General features: G+C 38.0%; 16 protein-coding genes. 3 read left to right on the top strand and 13 right to left on the bottom strand.

What is annotated here, in order from left to right:
• Positions 1–154: 154 nt before the first annotated feature.
• The 5 genes from PQ479_RS00640 to spoVK all read right to left on the bottom strand — a co-directional run bounded on the left by PQ479_RS00640 (position 155) and on the right by spoVK (position 5,701).
• Positions 155–1,108, bottom strand: a complete 954-nt coding sequence (locus PQ479_RS00640) for an alpha/beta fold hydrolase (RefSeq protein ID WP_273716691.1) — start codon at positions 1,106–1,108, stop codon at positions 155–157.
• Positions 1,109–1,497: 389 nt separating this feature from the next.
• A complete protein-coding gene (gene glnA / locus PQ479_RS00635; protein ID WP_047989477.1) occupies positions 1,498–2,847 on the bottom strand; it encodes a type I glutamate--ammonia ligase in 1,350 nt (449 codons plus the stop codon).
• Between the two features lie 71 nt (positions 2,848–2,918).
• Positions 2,919–3,311: a MerR family transcriptional regulator gene (locus tag PQ479_RS00630; RefSeq protein ID WP_047989478.1), complete on the bottom strand. Its 393-nt coding sequence runs from the start codon at positions 3,309–3,311 to the stop codon at positions 2,919–2,921.
• 82 nt (positions 3,312–3,393) lie between these two features.
• The gene (locus tag PQ479_RS00625; protein ID WP_047989479.1) at positions 3,394–4,647 is read right to left on the bottom strand and encodes a methionine gamma-lyase family protein; all 1,254 of its coding nucleotides are present in this window, start codon (positions 4,645–4,647) and stop codon (positions 3,394–3,396) included.
• Positions 4,648–4,747: 100 nt separating this feature from the next.
• On the bottom strand, positions 4,748–5,701 hold the full coding sequence (spoVK, locus tag PQ479_RS00620; protein WP_047989480.1) for a stage V sporulation protein K: 954 nt from the start codon (positions 5,699–5,701) through the stop codon (positions 4,748–4,750).
• A gap of 136 nt (positions 5,702–5,837) precedes the next feature.
• Between spoVK and PQ479_RS00615 the strand changes: the two genes are divergently transcribed.
• Together PQ479_RS00615 and PQ479_RS00610 are read left to right on the top strand one after the other, a co-directional pair.
• Positions 5,838–6,833: a tyrosine-type recombinase/integrase gene (locus tag PQ479_RS00615; RefSeq protein ID WP_047989481.1), complete on the top strand. Its 996-nt coding sequence runs from the start codon at positions 5,838–5,840 to the stop codon at positions 6,831–6,833.
• 634 nt (positions 6,834–7,467) lie between these two features.
• Positions 7,468–7,635 (top strand): hypothetical protein, encoded by a 168-nt coding sequence (locus PQ479_RS00610; protein ID WP_273716690.1) that lies wholly within the window; start codon positions 7,468–7,470, stop codon positions 7,633–7,635.
• A 364-nt stretch (positions 7,636–7,999) separates the two neighbouring features.
• Here the strand turns inward: PQ479_RS00610 and hfq are convergent, their stop codons facing one another.
• From hfq to mutS, 5 genes are read right to left on the bottom strand one after another with little or no spacing between them, the layout of a single operon-like run.
• Positions 8,000–8,233 carry an RNA chaperone Hfq gene (gene hfq, locus PQ479_RS00605; RefSeq protein ID WP_047987959.1) on the bottom strand — a complete coding sequence of 78 codons (234 nt, stop codon included), beginning with the start codon at positions 8,231–8,233 and terminating at the stop codon, positions 8,000–8,002.
• A gap of 30 nt (positions 8,234–8,263) precedes the next feature.
• Positions 8,264–9,205 (bottom strand): tRNA (adenosine(37)-N6)-dimethylallyltransferase MiaA, encoded by a 942-nt coding sequence (gene miaA / locus PQ479_RS00600; RefSeq protein WP_047987958.1) that lies wholly within the window; start codon positions 9,203–9,205, stop codon positions 8,264–8,266.
• A gap of 49 nt (positions 9,206–9,254) precedes the next feature.
• Positions 9,255–10,028 carry a class I SAM-dependent methyltransferase gene (locus PQ479_RS00595; RefSeq protein ID WP_047987957.1) on the bottom strand — a complete coding sequence of 258 codons (774 nt, stop codon included), beginning with the start codon at positions 10,026–10,028 and terminating at the stop codon, positions 9,255–9,257.
• Between the two features lie 21 nt (positions 10,029–10,049).
• Positions 10,050–12,023 (bottom strand): DNA mismatch repair endonuclease MutL, encoded by a 1,974-nt coding sequence (gene mutL / locus PQ479_RS00590; protein ID WP_047987956.1) that lies wholly within the window; start codon positions 12,021–12,023, stop codon positions 10,050–10,052.
• A gap of 24 nt (positions 12,024–12,047) precedes the next feature.
• Positions 12,048–14,708: a DNA mismatch repair protein MutS gene (gene mutS, locus PQ479_RS00585; protein ID WP_047987955.1), complete on the bottom strand. Its 2,661-nt coding sequence runs from the start codon at positions 14,706–14,708 to the stop codon at positions 12,048–12,050.
• 582 nt (positions 14,709–15,290) lie between these two features.
• Between mutS and PQ479_RS00580 the strand changes: the two genes are divergently transcribed.
• Positions 15,291–15,860, top strand: coding sequence for an outer spore coat protein CotE (locus PQ479_RS00580; protein ID WP_047987954.1), 570 nt, complete (start codon positions 15,291–15,293; stop codon positions 15,858–15,860).
• 255 nt (positions 15,861–16,115) lie between these two features.
• Here the strand turns inward: PQ479_RS00580 and PQ479_RS00575 are convergent, their stop codons facing one another.
• The 3 genes from PQ479_RS00575 to PQ479_RS00565 form a co-directional block, all read right to left on the bottom strand.
• Complete coding sequence (locus PQ479_RS00575) at positions 16,116–16,547, bottom strand: YlbF/YmcA family competence regulator (RefSeq protein WP_047987953.1); 432 nt, start codon at positions 16,545–16,547, stop codon at positions 16,116–16,118.
• Positions 16,547–18,172: a tRNA (N6-isopentenyl adenosine(37)-C2)-methylthiotransferase MiaB gene (miaB, locus tag PQ479_RS00570; RefSeq protein ID WP_047987952.1), complete on the bottom strand. Its 1,626-nt coding sequence runs from the start codon at positions 18,170–18,172 to the stop codon at positions 16,547–16,549. The genes PQ479_RS00575 and miaB overlap by 1 nt, the downstream gene beginning before the upstream one ends.
• A 238-nt stretch (positions 18,173–18,410) precedes the next feature.
• Positions 18,411–18,671: a stage V sporulation protein S gene (locus tag PQ479_RS00565; protein ID WP_010898529.1), complete on the bottom strand. Its 261-nt coding sequence runs from the start codon at positions 18,669–18,671 to the stop codon at positions 18,411–18,413.
• Positions 18,672–18,742 lie beyond the last annotated feature (71 nt).

Here is an 18,742-nt window from a genome sequence, read left to right as displayed (position 1 = left end):
ATAGACTTCTAGTTGCTCGCTTACCGAAGAATTGACGTTACTAACAGTATGAAAGGAGCTGAAAAAAAGGGAGGACCTTACCTATTGGACTCTTATTTATTATTAAATTACCTCAACCTTTAGTCATACAGCACACTATATCAAATTAGTACACTTACAAACCATTGATGAATTCCTTTGACTCTTCAGCTATTTCCTCAAAATTTATATGATGAATATAATGGGTACTGTTATATTTGATAAGTTTACTGTTTCCATGCCTACGGATAAATTCTTCTTGAAAATCTATCCACGATCGCTCATCCCAACCAGTTCCTTGACCATTAGAAGAGAACAAAAGCATTGGAACATTTGGAAGCTGCTCTTTTTCAACTCTCTTTGCATTCTCTTTAATTTGACTAACTTCATTGACCATATTTTTCGTCGACGTTCTACGGTATAAAATAGTTTGATATAAATCACTCTCTTCCTCTGTTAAAATATCATGTTTTAATGCTTCACTTACAGAGAGATTTGGAACCCATCTAGTTAAGCCCATATTTGCAGCCATTTCACCTAAGCGAATCACCGTAATCGGGATATTTAAATCTTCATATACAGCAGGTACAGCCATATCTAAACCAACGATCGCCTCTACTTCTTTAGGATAGAGCTGAGCCCAATATAATGCTTCAATACCAGACATAGAGTGCGGAAATAAGATATAAGGCCCTTCTACTTCTGATTTTATAAGGGCTTCTCTTGTTTCTGATAAAATGGTATCAATATCTCTATTACTATCTGTAATTTCACTAAATCCATAACCAGCCTTTTCAACGACGACAATTTTATATTGATCACTTAACATCGTGTACAATGTTTTAAAATCTAAAACGGGTGAACTCGTCCCTCCACCAGACATAAAAACAAGCGTCTTCTCTCCTGTCCCCTCCGTATAAACATGCATATTATGACCATTTACTTCAACAAAATCTCCTATAGGTTTTAGCCACTCATCTTCCCTTGAAAGCTGGATTTGATGGTTCATATAGCTAAAAGAAATTATAAGAACAATCATTCCGAAAATCATAAGAAATACAATAGACATCCGCTTACCCACCCTTTTCATGCCGCTGCCTCCCATAAGGTATCTAAATATTGTTAGGTTAAAATGAATACAACATCGTTCAATTCTATCTTTACTTACTGAAGGTAAGCTTGATTGATACTTATTCTATTTTATCATAATTAACAAATATTCTTATTATTTTCATGTAAAATTAGGACTTTATGTAAGTTACTGCCTTTTATCGCTAGAAATGATTCATGCCATACTTAAAATAGTAGCCTAACTAAGCCCTAAAATCGAAGCTGATCCCATTAAAAAATTCGAAGAAAACACAAACTATATATTTTAAGGGCAAAAATGGGGCATAAAGATAATTGTATAGTACAAATCATCTATAATGCCCCCTAAAAAAAACCCTCAACACGGTTAGTGTCAAGGGTTCTCACTTCTTAATAGTTCTGCATGTACTGGTCGCGTTCCCACGGGTGTACTTGCGTGCGGAACATGTCCCACTCAATTTCTTTTGCTTCGATAAAGTGTTCAATTGCATGCTCACCTAAAGCTTTTACTAATACTTCATCTTTAACTAGTGTATCAATCGCTTCTTTAAGTGTTGCTGGAAGGTCATTAATACCTTCTTCCACACGCTCTTCTTTACTCATCACATAGATGTTACGGTCCGTTGCCGCTGGTGGTGTTAACTTCTTTTTAATTCCGTCAAGTCCTGCTGCAAGCATTGCTGCCATCGCTAGATATGGATTGGCTGCTGGGTCTGGACTACGTACTTCGACACGAGTACTCACTCCACGTGATGATGGAATACGTACAAGTGGACTACGGTTACGCATTGACCATGCTACATATACAGGTGCTTCATAGCCAGGAACTAAACGCTTATAAGAGTTTACAATTGGGTTTGTAATCGCTGTGAAAGCTTCCGCATGCTCAAGAATTCCACCTAAGAATTGCATCGCTGTTTCACTTAATTGTGATTCAGTCGATTGGTCGTAGAATACATTACCTTCTTTATCAAATAAAGACATATTACAATGCATACCTGAACCGTTAACACCAAAGAGTGGCTTAGGCATAAACGTCGCATGCAAACCATGCTTACGAGCAATTGTTTTGACAACTAACTTAAATGTTTGGATGTTGTCACACGCTGTAATTGCATCCGCATATTTAAAATCAATTTCATGTTGCCCAGGTGCTACCTCGTGGTGTGAAGCTTCAATATCAAAGCCCATATCTTCAAGCTCTAATACGATATCACGACGGCAGTTTTCACCTAAATCAGTTGGAGCTAAATCAAAGTATCCGCCTTTATCATTAAGCTCTAATGTTGGCTCACCATTCTCATCATTTTTGAATAAGAAAAATTCAGGCTCTGGTCCAATATTAAAAGCTGTATAGCCCATATCTTCTGCTTCTTTTAGGACTTTCTTTAAGATTCCACGCGGATCCCCTTCAAATGGAATTGGCTCTTCACCTGGTTTTGTTGGTTGATAGATATCACAGATTAATCGAGCAACCTTTCCTTTTTCAGGTGTCCATGGGAAGATCACCCATGTATCTAAATCAGGATATAAATACATATCTGATTCCTCAATACGTACAAACCCTTCGATAGATGAACCATCAAACATCATTTTGTTATCAAGTGCTTTTGTTAACTGATCAACAGGAATTTCTACGTTTTTAATTGTCCCTAAAAGGTCAGAAAATTGGAGACGGATAAAACGTACATTATTTTCTTGTGCAATTTGAATAATGTCTTCTTTTGATAACTTTGCCACTGTAAATTAGCTCCCTTCAGTGCTATATATTGAAAAGATTCCTCATTCAAAAAGAATCTATTCTACCTAATTTATTGTCGCGGATAAAAGCGGGACAATTGCCCTTGAATTAAGGAAGCTTTCCCATGTTTACCTGCATCTTGGATTTCCTTTTTTAGAAGCTTGTGAACTTCTTTATCGGTTAATTCTCTCTGTGCTGCTTGTGACTGCTTCTTTTTCTCTTCTCTTTCGGCAATAAAATGCTTAATCGCTGAAATATTAAAGCCCTTCTCTAACATTTCTTTGATTTCAAGTAAACGGTCTACATCATTAAATGAAAACAACCGTTGATTTCCTTCTGTTCGAATGGGATGTACGAGCTGATGTTCTTCATAATAGCGAATTTGTCTAGCGGTTAAATCGGTTAACTTCATGACAATTCCAATTGGAAATAAAGGCATATTACGACGATCTTCAATCTTCATACCGACACCTCCGATTCTATACTATTAGATTACTAAATGTAAGAATAGATGTCAAATCTATGTCAGAATACCTTACATGACCTTAATCTTTTACTAACCCTAAACTCTCTACTGCTTGAAGTACGGCTAATTTCACATGCTCATACGTTAATCCACCTTGTACAAATGCAACATACGGGGCTCTTATTGGACCATCTGCTGTTAGCTCAATACTTGCTCCTTGAATAAAAGTTCCCGCTGCCATAATAACCGGATCTACATAACCTGGCATTGAACTTGGCTCCGGTCGAACATGGGCATTAACAGGCGAAGCAGCCTGAATCGTTTGACAAAACTTGATCATCGACTCAGCATCTGGAAAACGTACAGATTGGATAAGGTCAGTTCTTTTATCATGCCACATAGGTGAAGTGCTCATGCCAAGTTCCTCTAAGAAAGCAGCAGTAAAAGCTGCCCCTTTTAATGCTTGTGAAACCACATGAGGAGCAAGGAAGAAGCCTTGATACATTTCCTGCAAACTATACAAACTCGCCCCACCTTCACGCCCTATACCTGGTGCAGCTAAACGATAGGAAGCGAGCTCAATCAAATCATCACGACCTACAATATAGCCACCTGTTTTGACGATACCGCCACCTGGATTTTTGATGAGTGAACCGGCGATTATATCGGCACCAACATGACAAGGCTCACGCTCCTCAACAAATTCACCATAGCAATTATCAACAAAAACGATCACATCCTTATCGATTGAGCGAATGAGCTGAATCATTTCTTCAATCTGTCCAATCGTAAAGGAAGGTCGATCATCATAACCTTTAGAACGCTGAATTCCAATCACCTTTGTCTTTGGATTCATTGCTGCACGAATGGACGACTCATCAATCCAACCATTGTCCATTAAAGGAATCGCCTGATAATGAATATGAAACTCCTTTAAAGAACCATTTCCACTACCTCTTACACCGACAATTTCCTCTAATGTATCGTAAGGTTTTCCAGTAATATATAGAAGTTCATCATCAGGTCTTAGAATACCAAATAATGAAGTGGCAATAGCGTGTGTACCCGAAATAATTTGTGGTCTAACAAGTGCTGATTCACCACCAAATACGTCCGCATAAATATTCTCTAACGTTTCACGTCCAAGATCATCGTAACCATAGCCTGTTGATGGTGTAAAATGATAATCAGAAACTTGATACTTTTTAAATGCAGCCATAACTCTCGCTTGATTGATTAATGCATAATGTTCAAATTGTTTATGTACAGGTGCTATTTTAATTTCTACCCGATCCACTAAAGCCTGAAACTTCTCTTCTTGCCAAAATTCCATATTCCCTACTCCTTTAAAATTACGTAATCAAGCTATTATAGCATTTTTTAAAGCACGTGAAAAAACTACCACTTTATATTTTGTGATAGCTTTTCTTCCTTTATTTAGTTTGAACACGCGAAGAACTAAAATTAAAATCATCCGCCTCCAACGTTTCTAAGCTCCTTCTATCAAAGGTACCTTGTCGTAAGAGTCTGACTGCCTGTAATCGAATCGCTTCTTCAACTAGATTTCTTATATACCTCCCGTTACTAAAAGCACGTTCTTGCTCAATTCGGATTAACTTAAGCTCATCCTTGATGTGACGTAAAGCCTCCGCTGTTAACGTATATTCACGCTCATGACCCATACCAATTAATATTTCCAACAATTCATCTAACGTATAATTAGGGAAATCAATTGAAATTGGGAATCGTGAAGGTAATCCGGGATTAAGCGACATAAAATAATCCATTTCTCGTGAATAGCCAGCCAATATTAAGACAAATTGATGCTGTTGATCCTCCATCGCCTTAACCAGTGTATCAATCGCTTCTTTTCCGAAATCTTTTTCTCCGCCACGCGCTAAGGAATAAGCTTCATCCACAAATAGAACACCACCACTCGCCTTTTTTATGACTTCACGCGTTTTTTGAGCAGTATGACCAATGTATTCACCTACTAAATCAGCACGCTCTACTTCAAGCAAATGCCCTTTCTCCAACACTTCCATTTCATGAAAGAATTCAGCGATAATTCTAGCAACAGTTGTTTTACCGGTCCCTGGGTTCCCTTTAAATAACATATGGAGAACTTGCTTTGAGGTCTTTAGTCCTTGCTGTTCACGACAGTGATTTACATAAATCCATGCGTATATTTCTTTTAATAGCTTTTTTATTTCTGTTAAACCTACGTACTTTTCCATTCTTCTTTCAAACTTTTTTAAAACCTCATGCTTTTCCTTATCTTCTTCTGAATAATAAACAATGTCTTTGGACTTTACACGTTCTTGTCTCGCTTGATTTAAAACGACATTAATACGTCCACTTTTTTTCGTGTTGTTCGGGTTACTCATGCTGCTCACCACCCATCTATTACTCATCATCATCCAAAAGGTCCTACCAAACTAAGAACTAATCCAATAAAAGCAATTGGCTTACAGATTCATATTGGTATAATTGGTACAAGCACTTATTAAAGGAGGGTATTTTTTGGTAAAATCACTTCCACCTTTCGTTAACGATTATTTAAACCAACTCTTATTAAAAGGAAAAAAAGCCTCAACGATTAAACGCTATGAACATGATTTATTTTTATTCTTCCGTTGGTTAGACAAAAGACGCAACCAGTCATTGGATATCGCTTGGAAACAATTAGAATTAGCCGATATTAAAGCCTTTATTTCTTATTTAACTCATGAAAAAAAACACCAGATTCGCACGATCCGCAGAATTCATTCTGCTTTAAAACAGCTCAGTAAATATTCGATTGGAGAAGGATTTTGTTCCGATCATGTTTTCCGTTATTCAACAGCACCTGAGTTGGTACTGACCCCATTGGAATCAACTGAATGGGTAAGTCGAAGTGAATGTATAACTTTGCTCCATTCGATCCAATCCAATGACGGCTTATCTGAGCAACAAATAAAAGTTCGTCCCTTTCTTATTGCAAGAAATCAGTGGATTGTCTATTTATTTTTGCATTATGGATTTACTTTACAGGAAGTCACACAGTTAACGATGAAACACATTCATTTTGAACATAGTCAAATTAATTTGGATGAACCAACACCACGGATGATTCATTTGCATACGCGGCATCGGAAGCTTGCTTTTCATTACTATCAAACGATTTCAGATCCCTTGAAGCCACGCTTACATAGTGATGACCCGTATTTGGTTGCTTTTGATTTTAAAAGAAAAACCTTCCGTTGGTCGTATGAGGATGACTCACCTAAGCGTTTAACGAATATTGCTATTCAGAAAATGCTGCGGGTAGAAGCAAAGCGGGCTGGTTTGCGATCTGGAATTTCTGCACAGCATCTTAGAAATCGTTTTGTATTAAGGAGCCTGCTAAAGGCAAATAACCCTTTACAGCTCCAAGAACAATTAGGGTTTCAATCTTTACTTTCTTTTCAACGTTATATACTTACACTTGAGTCGTTAACTCCCGATCAGAAGCTTGATTTATTGGAGGATATACACTAACATATGATATTTTTCTAACAGTTATGAGAGTCAACTGCTGTAGACAAGTTGATTTTGTTAGGTATGAGAGTTGCTTAAAGCTGTTATGCGGAGCTATATATTCATCGCTCCCGAAAATTATGCTCCGCGTCCTGCGGGGTGGCGCTGAATTAACTGGCTTCGCCAGTGGATTTCAGTCCGCCACTACGTCCCGCGGGAGTCTCCGCATGACTCGCCCGCTGAATTACAGTAATTCTTTAGTTCAAAAAAACAATCCAACACTATTCTTTTAAAATGAAAAAGAACAAAATCAAATTGAATGAAGTTCCGCCAGTTAAAGATTGAAACCCTACTTATATGTTTGGAGAGGACTAGTTGTAAACGTACCCACAGGTTAAGAAGTCGTCACTACATATGAATGACCACTTTGTGCAGATACTCTAAGGTTTGGCCTCCGTATCTTTACATTAACCCCCTCTTTGTGCAGATACTCCAAGGTTTGGCCTCCGTATCTTTACATTAACCCCCTCTTTGTGCAGATACTCCAAGGTTTGGCCTCCGTATCTTCACATTAACCGCCTCTTTGTGCAGATACTTCGGGGTTTTGTCTCCGTACCTTCACGATTCTTTATGTACCTTAAGATGGCTGAGATAGATGACTTTCATTTTTGTTGGTGGTGGAGCGGTTTTGGCTCCTCCATGCGGATTTTATATGAAAGTTGATGTTGATGCTCATGTGCGGAGCTTTGCATCAGCTTCCTACAAATTCGCGGTCGCCTCACACATCATTGCCTTACAGACTATGGTTGTCACACCACTATAAAAAGTTCAACCGGAGAGGTTGAACTTTTTATTTATATTTTTATATGACCTCCTACTTTTACATTAATTTTGATTATATCTATTCACTCATGAATAATTGATATAAACTCCTCAACCGTTAAACCTTCAACTTCTCTTAACATTTCATTTGAAATTTCTTTTACTGAGAGCTTACAGCACTGATAAACTTAGCTGCAAAAAAACGCCATTAAATATTAGTGCACAGAGTAATAAAGAAACCATTATTTTTTTATGAATTTCATATAATTACCTTCTGTTCCCACTATATTAACACACGTAAAAAAAGCAATGAGAACATGGTTCTCATTGCTTTTTTAATCATTGACGCTCAAAACACTCCGTTTTTATGTAGCTTCTGCTTCACTTTTTAATTGAACATTACGTTGTGGGGCGAAGGTTGAAATGGCATGCTTGTAAACAAGTTGTTGCTTACCTTCTGATTCAAGTATGATCGTGAAATTATCGAACCCTTTAACTAAACCACGTAATTGGAATCCGTTTAAAAGGAAAACAGTTACGGTAATATTGTCTTTTCTTAATTGATTTAAAAATTGGTCCTGTATATTGATTGTTTTCATGATTCTGTCCTCCTCAATTATGCTATCTCTTTATTTCGATACGTTCTGCAATTTTCCTTCAATAAACTCTGATATTTGTTGAAAAAGTTTTTCGGTTAATCCTTCTGAAACATCAAACCAAGTCGTATTCGTTTTGTTACGAAACCACGTAAATTGCCTTTTTGCATACCTTCTCGAATTTTGTTTAAGTTGTTCAATCGCTTCTTCTTGAGTAATCAGTCCATCAAAATAGTCGTAAAGCTCCTTATAGCCAATTGCCTGTATACTTTGCACTTCCCTTAAACCTTGCTTGTAAAACCTGTTCACCTCATCAATTAGACCATTCTTTACCATCAAATCAACCCGTTTGTTGATTCGTTCATACAACTGTTCACGCGGCATCGTTAAGCCGATCATAGCAAGATTAAAATGGTCCTTTTCGACGTGGTCGTTTTGTTGTTGTGAAAAAGGTATGCCGGTAACATGAAAAACTTCAAGGGCTCGAATGACACGCCTTACATTATTAGGGTGAATGACATCCTGCACCTCAGGGTCTACTGACAATAAGCGATTATATAAGGCATCCTTGCCTTTTTCCATAGCAAAATTCCCAAGTTCAGTTCGGTAATGTTCATCTTCAATCTTCTCTGAAAATTGATAACCTTTAATGATAGCATTGACATATAGACCCGTACCACCAGTTAAAATCGGTGTTTTACCCTGAACATTTAACGCTGTAATTAATGGTATAACATGTTCTTGGAAATCCGCAACTGTAAATGCTTCGTCAGGATCTTTAATATCAATCAAATGATGAGGGATCCCTTGCATTTCCTCTTTTGTCACTTTTGCCGTGCCGATATCCATTCCACGATATATTTGCATAGAATCACCACTTATTACTTCACCGTGGTATTTTTTGGCTAGCTCAATACTTAATGCCGTTTTTCCAACTCCTGTAGGCCCAACAATGGCCACCAAATCTTCCTTCATCATCTTCTCCCTTTTTATACCTTTTCAAACATCCATATGTTAATTTCCCTTAACTTTTCAGGTAACCATAATGAAATGCCGCATGCTTACGTTTTTGCACATTAAATTCAAACTGCTCAAATCGACTGCTCTGCCAATGATCCTTTAAAACGACACGGTGCTTCGCTACTTTTTTCGCTAAAGCAATTGCTTCTGGACTAATCGTCTCATAGTGTGCAAGGCTACGGATGCCCGCAATGCCTTTTGAATTTAAAATAGCCTGCTCAAACATCGGATCAAAATAGACGACATCAACACTATTCTCTGGTAATCGGGATAAGTAATCAAGGTGATGGCCATGAATGACTTGAATTCGTTTCATCAATTCAAGTAAATCAGAACGACCATCATCCCACGATTGCATTCCTACTCTAACTAATGTGGCAATGACTTTATTTTCTTCTAATCCGACGACCTTTCCTGATTCGCCTACTAAATATTGGGCAACAAGACTATCTGCACCTAAACCCATCGTACAGTCAAGAAAACTCATGCCTTGCTGTAATTTCGTCACTTCTTTTAACGGCTCTGTTTGGTTATTTTCAATTTGCTTAATCCTCACAAAGGCAGAGTTAGGGTGATAGAAAAAAGAGGATTGAAGGGAGCTTGGGAAATATTCAATTTTATCTATCCCGACAACGATTATATCTTGTTTCTCCTGCTTCATTAAACTTTCTACGGAATGCCCTTGTCTTTTAACATATATAAAATTTAAATCATTTGCAAGCTGAATCGCTTTCGGTTCTAAATCTTGGGCACGTTTACGAACGGTTGTGACTATCAATCCTGTTACTCCTTTTTTGTCTTACATGACTCGTTTAAACATTTTTTCAAGTTCATACGTGGTAAAGTGAATCAGAATGGGACGACCATGAGGACACGTAAACGGATCATGGCATGTCCTTAATGATTCTAATAGTGCAAAAATCTCATCGTGACGCAAATGACGATTCGCTTTAATCGCCGCTTTACATGACATTAAAATCGCCGCTTCTTCACGTAATTGACCAATATCTACCTTCTGTAAAGATAATACCTGCTCAACAATTTCGCGAATGGTTTCCTCTTCCAAACCTTTTGGAAGCCAAGTTGGATGGGAACGAACTATATAAGCTTGTGGACCAAAATCCTCAACAAAAACCCCAACTTGCTTCAATTTATCAAGGTTTTCGTCAATACGACCTTTTTCTTGATACGTACATTCGATCGTAATCGGAACGAGCAAATCCTGAACATTTGGCTCCTCCTCTTTGACCTTCTCCCGAAAATACTCATACTTAATCCGTTCTTGGGCGGCATGTTGATCAATTAAATACATCCCTTGTTCATTTTGAGCAACAATGTACGTTCCATGCATTTGACCAACCGGGTAAAGGATTGGCACTCTGTCACGTTCGATGTCGATTTCTTCATGATGAACAATCGCATGTGTTTCACTTCCAACTGTTGAATCCTCTTCAACATAGTTGTCCTCAAAATCTACCCTTTGCTGACGTTCATCACGTCCTACGAGAGAATGTGTAGATGAGTCACTTTCTTTCACTTCAAAAATATTCTCAGCTTCGCTAGAAGGGAGCGAAGTTAGCGGCTGTTCTTTTTTCACCTCGGGATACAGAAATGGTTCAGCGGACTTCTTCGATTCAATAGCTGGGCTAGTTTCTGCCTTCACCACATTATCGATCATCCCCTTTGAGCCACTATGATCAGGCACGGGCTCCTCCGTTTCAAATGACAAAGCAATTTGTTCACTTTGTGGTTTGATAACCTTTTTAGTATCGGCATGAGGAATCAATGTTTGTTTTTTGAAGATCGCTTGAATAGACTCTGTAATTAACGTACACAGGTCCTGTTCCTTACTTAAACGTACTTCCAATTTTGCGGGATGTACATTCACATCAATGAGTAAAGGATCCATGTCAATACAGAGCACGACAACTGGAAATCTCCCTATCGGAAGTAAAGTATGATAACCAGCTTGTATCGCTTTGGCAATTGTGTAATTCCGAATATACCGACCATTGACAATGACGGAAATATATTGCCTTGAAGCTCTTGTTACTTCCGGTTTCGCGACAAAACCTCTCACCTGATAATCCAAGGTTTCTCCCTTAATTTCCAACATACTCTTGGCCATATTACGACCATAAATGGCAGCAATCACTTGTTTCATATCACCATTCCCAATGGTATGCAACATTTGCTTTCCATCATGATATAACTCAAATGAAATATGAGGATGGGCAAGTGCTAATCGGTTCATAATATCACTAACATTACCAGCTTCCGTTGTAACTGTTTTTAGATATTTAAGTCTTGCAGGTGTATTATAAAAAAGTTGGGTGACGTGAATTTCTGTTCCTTTACGAGTTGCCGAGGCGCTTCTTTCAACAATCTCTCCACCTTGCAGCTTCATCTCAGTCCCCGCACCCTCACCTGTACTTGTTTTTAATAAAATGTGAGAGACAGAGGCGATACTCGGTAAAGCCTCTCCTCTAAATCCAAGTGTTCGAATATGAAACAGATCTCTATCCTGCTTTATTTTACTCGTTGCATGACGTAAAAAAGCCGTCTCCACATCACTTTGTTCAATACCATCTCCATTATCAACAATACGAATCGAGGATAAACCACCTTCTTCAATTTCAACGAGAATATGAGTACTATTGGCATCAATTGCATTTTCTACGAGCTCTTTCACAATGGAGGCAGGACGTTCCACTACTTCTCCTGCAGCAATTTTATTGGACAAACTTTCTTGAAGCTGTCTAATTTTGCCCATCTGTCATACTCTCCTCTCTCTTTACTATTTTAGAGACTTTTGCCATTCATACACTTTTTGCATCGCTTCAAATGGCGTTAAGTGCAAAATATCTAGCTCTTTAATTTTTTTCACGAGTTGCTTTTCTTTTTTCGATAGTGGACTACGCTCTTCTAACACATCCATTTCTTTAAATAAAGATAACTGTTCAGGTTCTTCATGTATAAATTCAACCTCATCGTTGCTAGGCTTTGTTTTTGGTCGTGAAATTTTTTCAATATCAGATGCTATCTGGTCTGGTTCTACTGTTGCCGCAACAGGAATATGTTTCATTCCCTGCTCTAACTCTACTAATAATTTCTCCGCCCGTTCTGTGACTGGTCTAGGCATTTGAGCAAGCTCAGCTACATAAATCCCATAACTTCTGTCTGCTTGTCCTTCAATGACTTTATGCAAAAATACGACATGCCCTTGGTCCTCTGTTGCGGATACATGAACATTTTGCAGATTCTTTAAGTGATCGGAAAGACTTGTTAACTCATGATAATGAGTAGAAAACAATGTTTTAGCTTTCACTTCGTCATGAATATACTCAATGATAGCTTGGGCAAGGGCGATACCATCATACGTAGACGTACCACGCCCAATTTCGTCTAAAAGGATTAAACTATTTTGAGTCGCTTTCGTTAAGGCATATTGCGTTTCTAACATTTCCACCATAAATGTACTTTGTCCACTCGCCAGATCATCTGCCGCTCCAATACGGGTAAAAATTTGATCAAAAATCGGTAATTCTGCTTCTTCTGCCGGTACATAACAGCCAATTTGAGCCATGACAACAATTAACGCTAACTGCCTCATATACGTACTTTTACCGGCCATATTCGGACCTGTTATTAATAACATTTCTCGCTCAGTTTCAAGCTTTACATCATTAGCCACATAGTCACCTTTTGGTATAACCGTTTCGACTACCGGATGGCGTCCACCGATAATGCTGACATGTTTTTTGCTCGAAAATAGAGGCCGTATATAGTGCTTATTTTCAGCAATCGTAGCAAACCCTAATAAAACATCTAGTTCGCTAATTGACTTCGCTAATTTTTGAATCGGTTCCACATATTGTTTAGCCTCTTCTCTAATCGAAGAAAATAACTGATATTCAAGCTCAACCATTTTCTCCTCAGCACCAAGAATCATCGCTTCTTTTTCTTTTAATTCAGGTGTAATATAACGTTCAGCATTGGTTAAAGTTTGTTTGCGTTCATATCGCCCTTCTGGTAGAGATGCTACATTCGCTTTCGTCACCTCGATATAATAACCAAACACTTTGTTGTACCCGACCTTTAAAGTCTTAATACCCGTTACTTGCCTTTCCTTTTGTTCTAGCTCTGCAATCCATCTCTTTCCGTTTACACTAGCATCACGATAAATATCTAATTCTTGATGGAAGCCTGATTTAATGATGCCGCCATCTTTAACTGAAACGGGCGGGTCTTCGATGATGCTCGCTTCTAACTTTTCAATGAGTGATTCATACGTTGTATGCCCCTTAAAAAAGTGAGCCTCTAATTCGGCATCCATCTCCTTCAATAGTGCTTGTACAACAGGAATTTTCATCAAAGAACGCTTAAGTTGAATAAGTTCACGTGCATTGACATTTCCATAGGCAATTCGCCCAACTAAACGCTCTAAATCATATACTTGTTTTAATTCATCTCTTAATTCTTCACGTTCAAAATAGTGCTTGATAAAAACATGAACGGTATCAAGTCTTTGCTCAATGATCGTTTGATTTAGTAAAGGTTGCTCAACCCATTTCTTGAGCATTCTTCCCCCCATTGCTGTCACCGTTTGGTCGAGTACACCAATCAAGGCACCTTGTTTTTTCTTATCTCTTAATGTTTCCGTCAATTCTAAGTTTCTTTTAGAGTGCCTGTCAATCTTCAAATAGGAGTTAGCAGGGTAATAGTGGACAGCTTGTAAATGGTTTAATGAACGCTTTTGTGTCCGCACTAAATACTGGCACATTCTCCAAAAAGTCGTTTGTAATTTTTTTTGTTCTAACGAATGAACGAGGTGCTTATACTCCGTCAATTCGCTTTCATCTTCCTCATAAGAAATCGTGATCGTTAATGCTTCTTTAATCTTAGTAAGCTTATCGCTGGAGAAATCTGCGGAAACAACAAGTTCTCGTGCTTTGGAAGAAGTGAGTTCTTGAATGATTTCCTGTGGATCATCTCCTAGTAGAGTGACTTCATTTTCTCCTGTTGATAAATCAGTACGAATAAAGCCAATGGTTTGATCAGGGAATTGGGTAATCGAAGTAATAAAATGATTCTCTTTCTCTTGGATCATCCCTTTTTCTACGACTGTTCCGGGAGTTAAAATCCGGACCACTTCGCGTTTAACGACTCCTTTAGCCACTGCCGGGTCCTCTACTTGCTCACATATGGCTATTTTGTAGCCTTTTTCTATGAGTCTAGTCATATACGAATCTGCAGAATGGTGTGGTACACCGCACATTGGGATTCGATCTTCACCTTTTCCACGTCCAGTTAAGGTGATCTCTAATTCCTGAGCCGCCTTGATGGCGTCTTCATGGAATAATTCGTAGAAATCGCCTAAACGAAAAAATAAAAAGGCATCCTGGTGCTTTGCCTTAATCTCTAAATATTGCTTCATCATTGGTGTTTGTTCAGCCATTGTTAACCTCCGCCGTCCATCTTTTAGATGTTGCTATTATAACATATTGCTTAATTTGAACCTAATAGATTATAAGGTTTATTGTATGAAAGTTGGTGCGAACATAGAGCGTTACTTGTCGCTACCGAAAATTACGATCCGCTGGATTACATCTAATTCTCAGGTTCATAATCATTCTTACAAAGAACAAAAACAAACTTTCATATTTGTTGGTGGCGAAGTGAATCTGGCTAATTGTTTCTGGAGCTCAAACCCTAACTTTTTCTTGTGTTAGTTGTTTCTTCCCTCTTTCCTTACACTACTAAAATTCTTTTCTCTCCTGTTTGATATATGCCAGATTCATCCAATTGTTCATAATTGATTTAGAATTTCTTAATGGTTTTTTATTTGGCATAACGTCTAATTTAGTTATGTTTATCATATCGTGATAAAGATAATGAATTTTTTATCATGAGGAAATTTGGAACACTAGTCATTTGTCCTGCATAGGATGTCAGTGAATAGTTTGGCTAGGCGAACGATGTTAAGCCACAAAGCTACGAACTACTTAGATTAAATGATTAAGAGGAGGGTAATGTGAACATGGCTCAAAATGATTTTAATTATCGAGAGATCATAACAAAAGCCGTATGCGGGAGAGGACGTAAATTCTCAGAAGCTACCCATCATATTAAACCGACAAACAGGCCTACGAGCATTCTTGGTTGCTGGGTCATTAACCACAAATATGATGCAGCACAAAAAGGTGAAAATGTTGAAGTAACAGGTAGTTATGACATTAATGTTTGGTTTTCGTATGCTAATAATACGAAGACGGAGGTCGTTTCGCAAACAGTCACCTTTACAGACATTATTGAATTAACAGAGCGTGACCAAAATGTGTTATCTACAAACATGGAAGTCTTAGCAGAGGCTATCCAACAGCCAAACACTTTAGAAGCAACGATTGCAGAGGATGGAAATCGTGTTGCCGTACAAGTTGAACGTGAATTTTTAGTTGAATGTATTGGAGAAACGAAAATCTCTGTTGCTTGCAATCCAGATGGAGTCATTCGAACATTCGCGTCGGATGATGAAGAGGATGAAGTGAGCGATGAAGAATTCGAGCGTCTCGACCCAAATTTCCTTCATCAAGAAATGGAAAAAAATTAAAGACCAGTAACCCTGGTCTTTTTTTAAGTTTTCTATGAATGTAAGAAAACTAATATGGCAGTGAGATTGAGGTATACTCACAGTGAAAAGCAGGAAATGTGGGCCAACTTCGCCGTGACGGCAGAATAAAATCCCATCTATCTTCGAGAAAACGTGACTACCACTACTTCAGCACTTACTAAAGATTGAGGCTATCATTTTGTTTACATTAGAAAAAACCAGAAAAGCCCTCGACGCCTTCCTGGTTCCATTTACTTATTTTTCACATGAATCTTGAATAAGAGGGTTTTTCATCGTTGTTCCTTTTTGGACATCGCCACCCATTGAAATAATTACTTCTTCTGTAATTTTTCGTGAAATGGCATTTGTCACAATTTGAAGAAGGTCATTGACATCGGCTTGACTTTGTTGGAATTCTTGCACAAGTGGGATTTCCTCAATTTCCGTCTGCAATTCCTCAATCTTTGCTTCTGTTTGCTTTAAAGCTTCACCTTTCTGATAATGCTTTAAATTAACCGCTTCTTTTTGTAACTTCTTAATTTGTGCGATTAATTCTTGAACACGAAGGTGCTCATTAATCTTTTTCTCTGCCTTCTTAAAAAAATCAACCTCTTCTGTTTGAGCCATCATCACGGCTAAGTCTTTTGCTTTTTCAATTATATCTTGTCTAGTATACTTTGCTTCCATTATTTCGTTACCTCCACTGATTGAACTAACTCTCCACTTAATGACCACGTTTTTACATCCGTAACTTTCACATACACGATTGTTCCTATGGCCGATTTTGGACCTCTAAAATTCACTAAACGATTCGTCCGTGTACGCCCTGCTAGAACGTCCGGATTTTTCTTACTTTCACCTTCTACAAGAACCTCTACAACTTTCCCTTCATAATCAAGGTTTTTCTTTGCAGAGATCTCGTTAACTAATGCATTTAAACGAGCAAGTCGTTCCTTTTTCACTTCGTCAGGGACATTGTCTTTCATTTTTGCTGCAGGTGTACCTTCACGAGGCGAATAAATATACGTAAACGCACTATCAAATTCAATCTCACGTACTAATGATAATGTATCCTCAAATTGTTCTTCGGTTTCGTTTGGAAAACCAACAATTAAATCGGTTGTAAACGAAGCATTAGGAATCGTGTCTTTAATTTTATTTGCTAACTCAATATATTGTTCACGAGAATACTTACGTGCCATCAGCTTGAGTATTTGTGAATTCCCATGCTGTACAGGTAAATGAATATGTTCAACTAAATTGCCACCTTTAGCAAGTACTTGAATAAGGTGATCATCAAAATCACGAGGGTGACTTGTTGTAAACCTTACACGAGGGATATCAATTTTATGGATATCATCCATTAAATGTCCTAATCGATAATCGATATCCTTTAAATCCTTCCCGTAAGCATTCACATTTTGTCCAAGTAATGTAATTTCTTTATAACCTTGTCTCGCTAAATTACGCACTTCCTCAATGATATCTTCAGGACGTCTACTTCTTTCCTTCCCCCGTGTATAAGGCACGATACAGTATGTACAGAACTTATCACAGCCATACATTATATTAACCCAGGCTTGCGTCTTTCCTTTTCTTTCTCGTGGCATGTTTTCAATAATATCGCCTTCTTTTGACCAAACCTCAATGACCATTTCTTTACCAAAAATAGCTTCCTTAAGCAAATGTGGTAAGCGATGGATATTATGAGTCCCAAAGATTAAATCCATATGCTGATGCTTTTGCATAATCCGATTGACGACACTTTCTTCCTGTGACATACAGCCACAAATACCAAGAATTAACTCAGGGCGTTCTTGCTTTAATGTTTTCAAATGACCGATTTCACCAAACACTTTATTCTCAGCATTTTCACGTATCGCACACGTATTTAGAAGAATGACATCGGCATCCTCAGTACGATCCGTTTCAGAAAACCCCATTTCTAATAATAACCCGCTCATATTCTCTGAGTCATGAACATTCATTTGACAGCCATATGTGCGAATCATAAACTTTTTTCCTACACCAATATGTTTCATATCATCTGGGATTAAAGAGTCTGGACGAATTACCTGAATATCCTCTTTGCCACGACGCTTTCCTTGCTTATAATCTGGTTGATCTAAAATAGAGATCTCTCGACCCTGAATTCGAATCACTTTTTTATTTCCATCTTCCGAGATTATTTTGGCATTAGAAAAATCGAAATACTTACTATAGTCTTTAGCTTTTCCGTTCGAGGATTTTACGTCCTTTTCGGAAGACTCTTCTGTATTTCCATGACTCCCTAATCTTTGTTCTTCATTCATGAAAAAACTCCCTTTCCTTCAATATCAAAACCTATCATAACTAGAACTACAGAAAGATAGGTGAAACGAATCAACAAAATGGAAACATTCAATAGTATATTATACTTGTCTTTATCTTGAAAAACAATGAATCTTCTATGTCGCCCATAAATCGTCAAAGACACCATAAAAAAGCCATAAGAAGAATCTCTTCCTATGGCCAGCCATATGCTGATACACATTCATGTTGTTACGGCAATTATCTTGGCTCAACAATCAGTTTAATCGCCGTTCGCTCTTCACCATCAATTTCAATATCAGTGAAAGCAGGAATACAAACTAAGTCAATTCCACTCGGTGCGACAAACCCTCGTGCAATCGCAATCGCTTTAATTGATTGGTTCAGGGCTCCTGCTCCAATCGCTTGAATTTCCGCTGCTCCTCGTTCACGAATGACTCCAGCTAGAGCACCAGCGACAGAATTTGGTGTGGATTTTGCTGAAACTTTTAAAACTTCCATTTCTTGTACCTCCTTTTATGACGACTAAATAATCGTTCTAGCTAAGACGTGGACAAAAGGTAAACCAATTG

The sequence above is a fragment of the Alkalihalobacillus pseudalcaliphilus genome (genome assembly GCF_028610675.1).
Lineage (GTDB): Bacteria > Bacillota > Bacilli > Bacillales > Bacillaceae_D > Alkalihalobacillus > Alkalihalobacillus pseudalcaliphilus.
Note: the sequence above shows the minus strand (reverse complement) of the source record. Positions and strands in the feature narration are given on the sequence as shown.

Excerpts from the sequence above, each read along its gene's own strand:
- PQ479_RS00640 (WP_273716691.1), bottom strand. The coding sequence starts at position 1,108 with ATGAAAAGGGTGGGTAAGCGGATGTCTATTGTATTTCTTATGATTTTC.
- PQ479_RS00630 (WP_047989478.1), bottom strand. The coding sequence starts at position 3,311 with ATGAAGATTGAAGATCGTCGTAATATGCCTTTATTTCCAATTGGAATT.
- PQ479_RS00625 (WP_047989479.1), bottom strand. The coding sequence starts at position 4,647 with ATGGAATTTTGGCAAGAAGAGAAGTTTCAGGCTTTAGTGGATCGGGTA.
- spoVK (WP_047989480.1), bottom strand. The coding sequence starts at position 5,701 with ATGAGTAACCCGAACAACACGAAAAAAAGTGGACGTATTAATGTCGTT.
- PQ479_RS00610 (WP_273716690.1), top strand. The coding sequence starts at position 7,468 with ATGACTTTCATTTTTGTTGGTGGTGGAGCGGTTTTGGCTCCTCCATGC.
- hfq (WP_047987959.1), bottom strand. The coding sequence starts at position 8,233 with ATGAAAACAATCAATATACAGGACCAATTTTTAAATCAATTAAGAAAA.
- miaA (WP_047987958.1), bottom strand. The coding sequence starts at position 9,205 with ATGAAGGAAGATTTGGTGGCCATTGTTGGGCCTACAGGAGTTGGAAAA.
- mutL (WP_047987956.1), bottom strand. The coding sequence starts at position 12,023 with ATGGGCAAAATTAGACAGCTTCAAGAAAGTTTGTCCAATAAAATTGCT.
- mutS (WP_047987955.1), bottom strand. The coding sequence starts at position 14,708 with ATGGCTGAACAAACACCAATGATGAAGCAATATTTAGAGATTAAGGCA.
- PQ479_RS00580 (WP_047987954.1), top strand. The coding sequence starts at position 15,291 with ATGGCTCAAAATGATTTTAATTATCGAGAGATCATAACAAAAGCCGTA.
- PQ479_RS00575 (WP_047987953.1), bottom strand. The coding sequence starts at position 16,547 with ATGGAAGCAAAGTATACTAGACAAGATATAATTGAAAAAGCAAAAGAC.
- miaB (WP_047987952.1), bottom strand. The coding sequence starts at position 18,172 with ATGAATGAAGAACAAAGATTAGGGAGTCATGGAAATACAGAAGAGTCT.
- PQ479_RS00565 (WP_010898529.1), bottom strand. The coding sequence starts at position 18,671 with ATGGAAGTTTTAAAAGTTTCAGCAAAATCCACACCAAATTCTGTCGCT.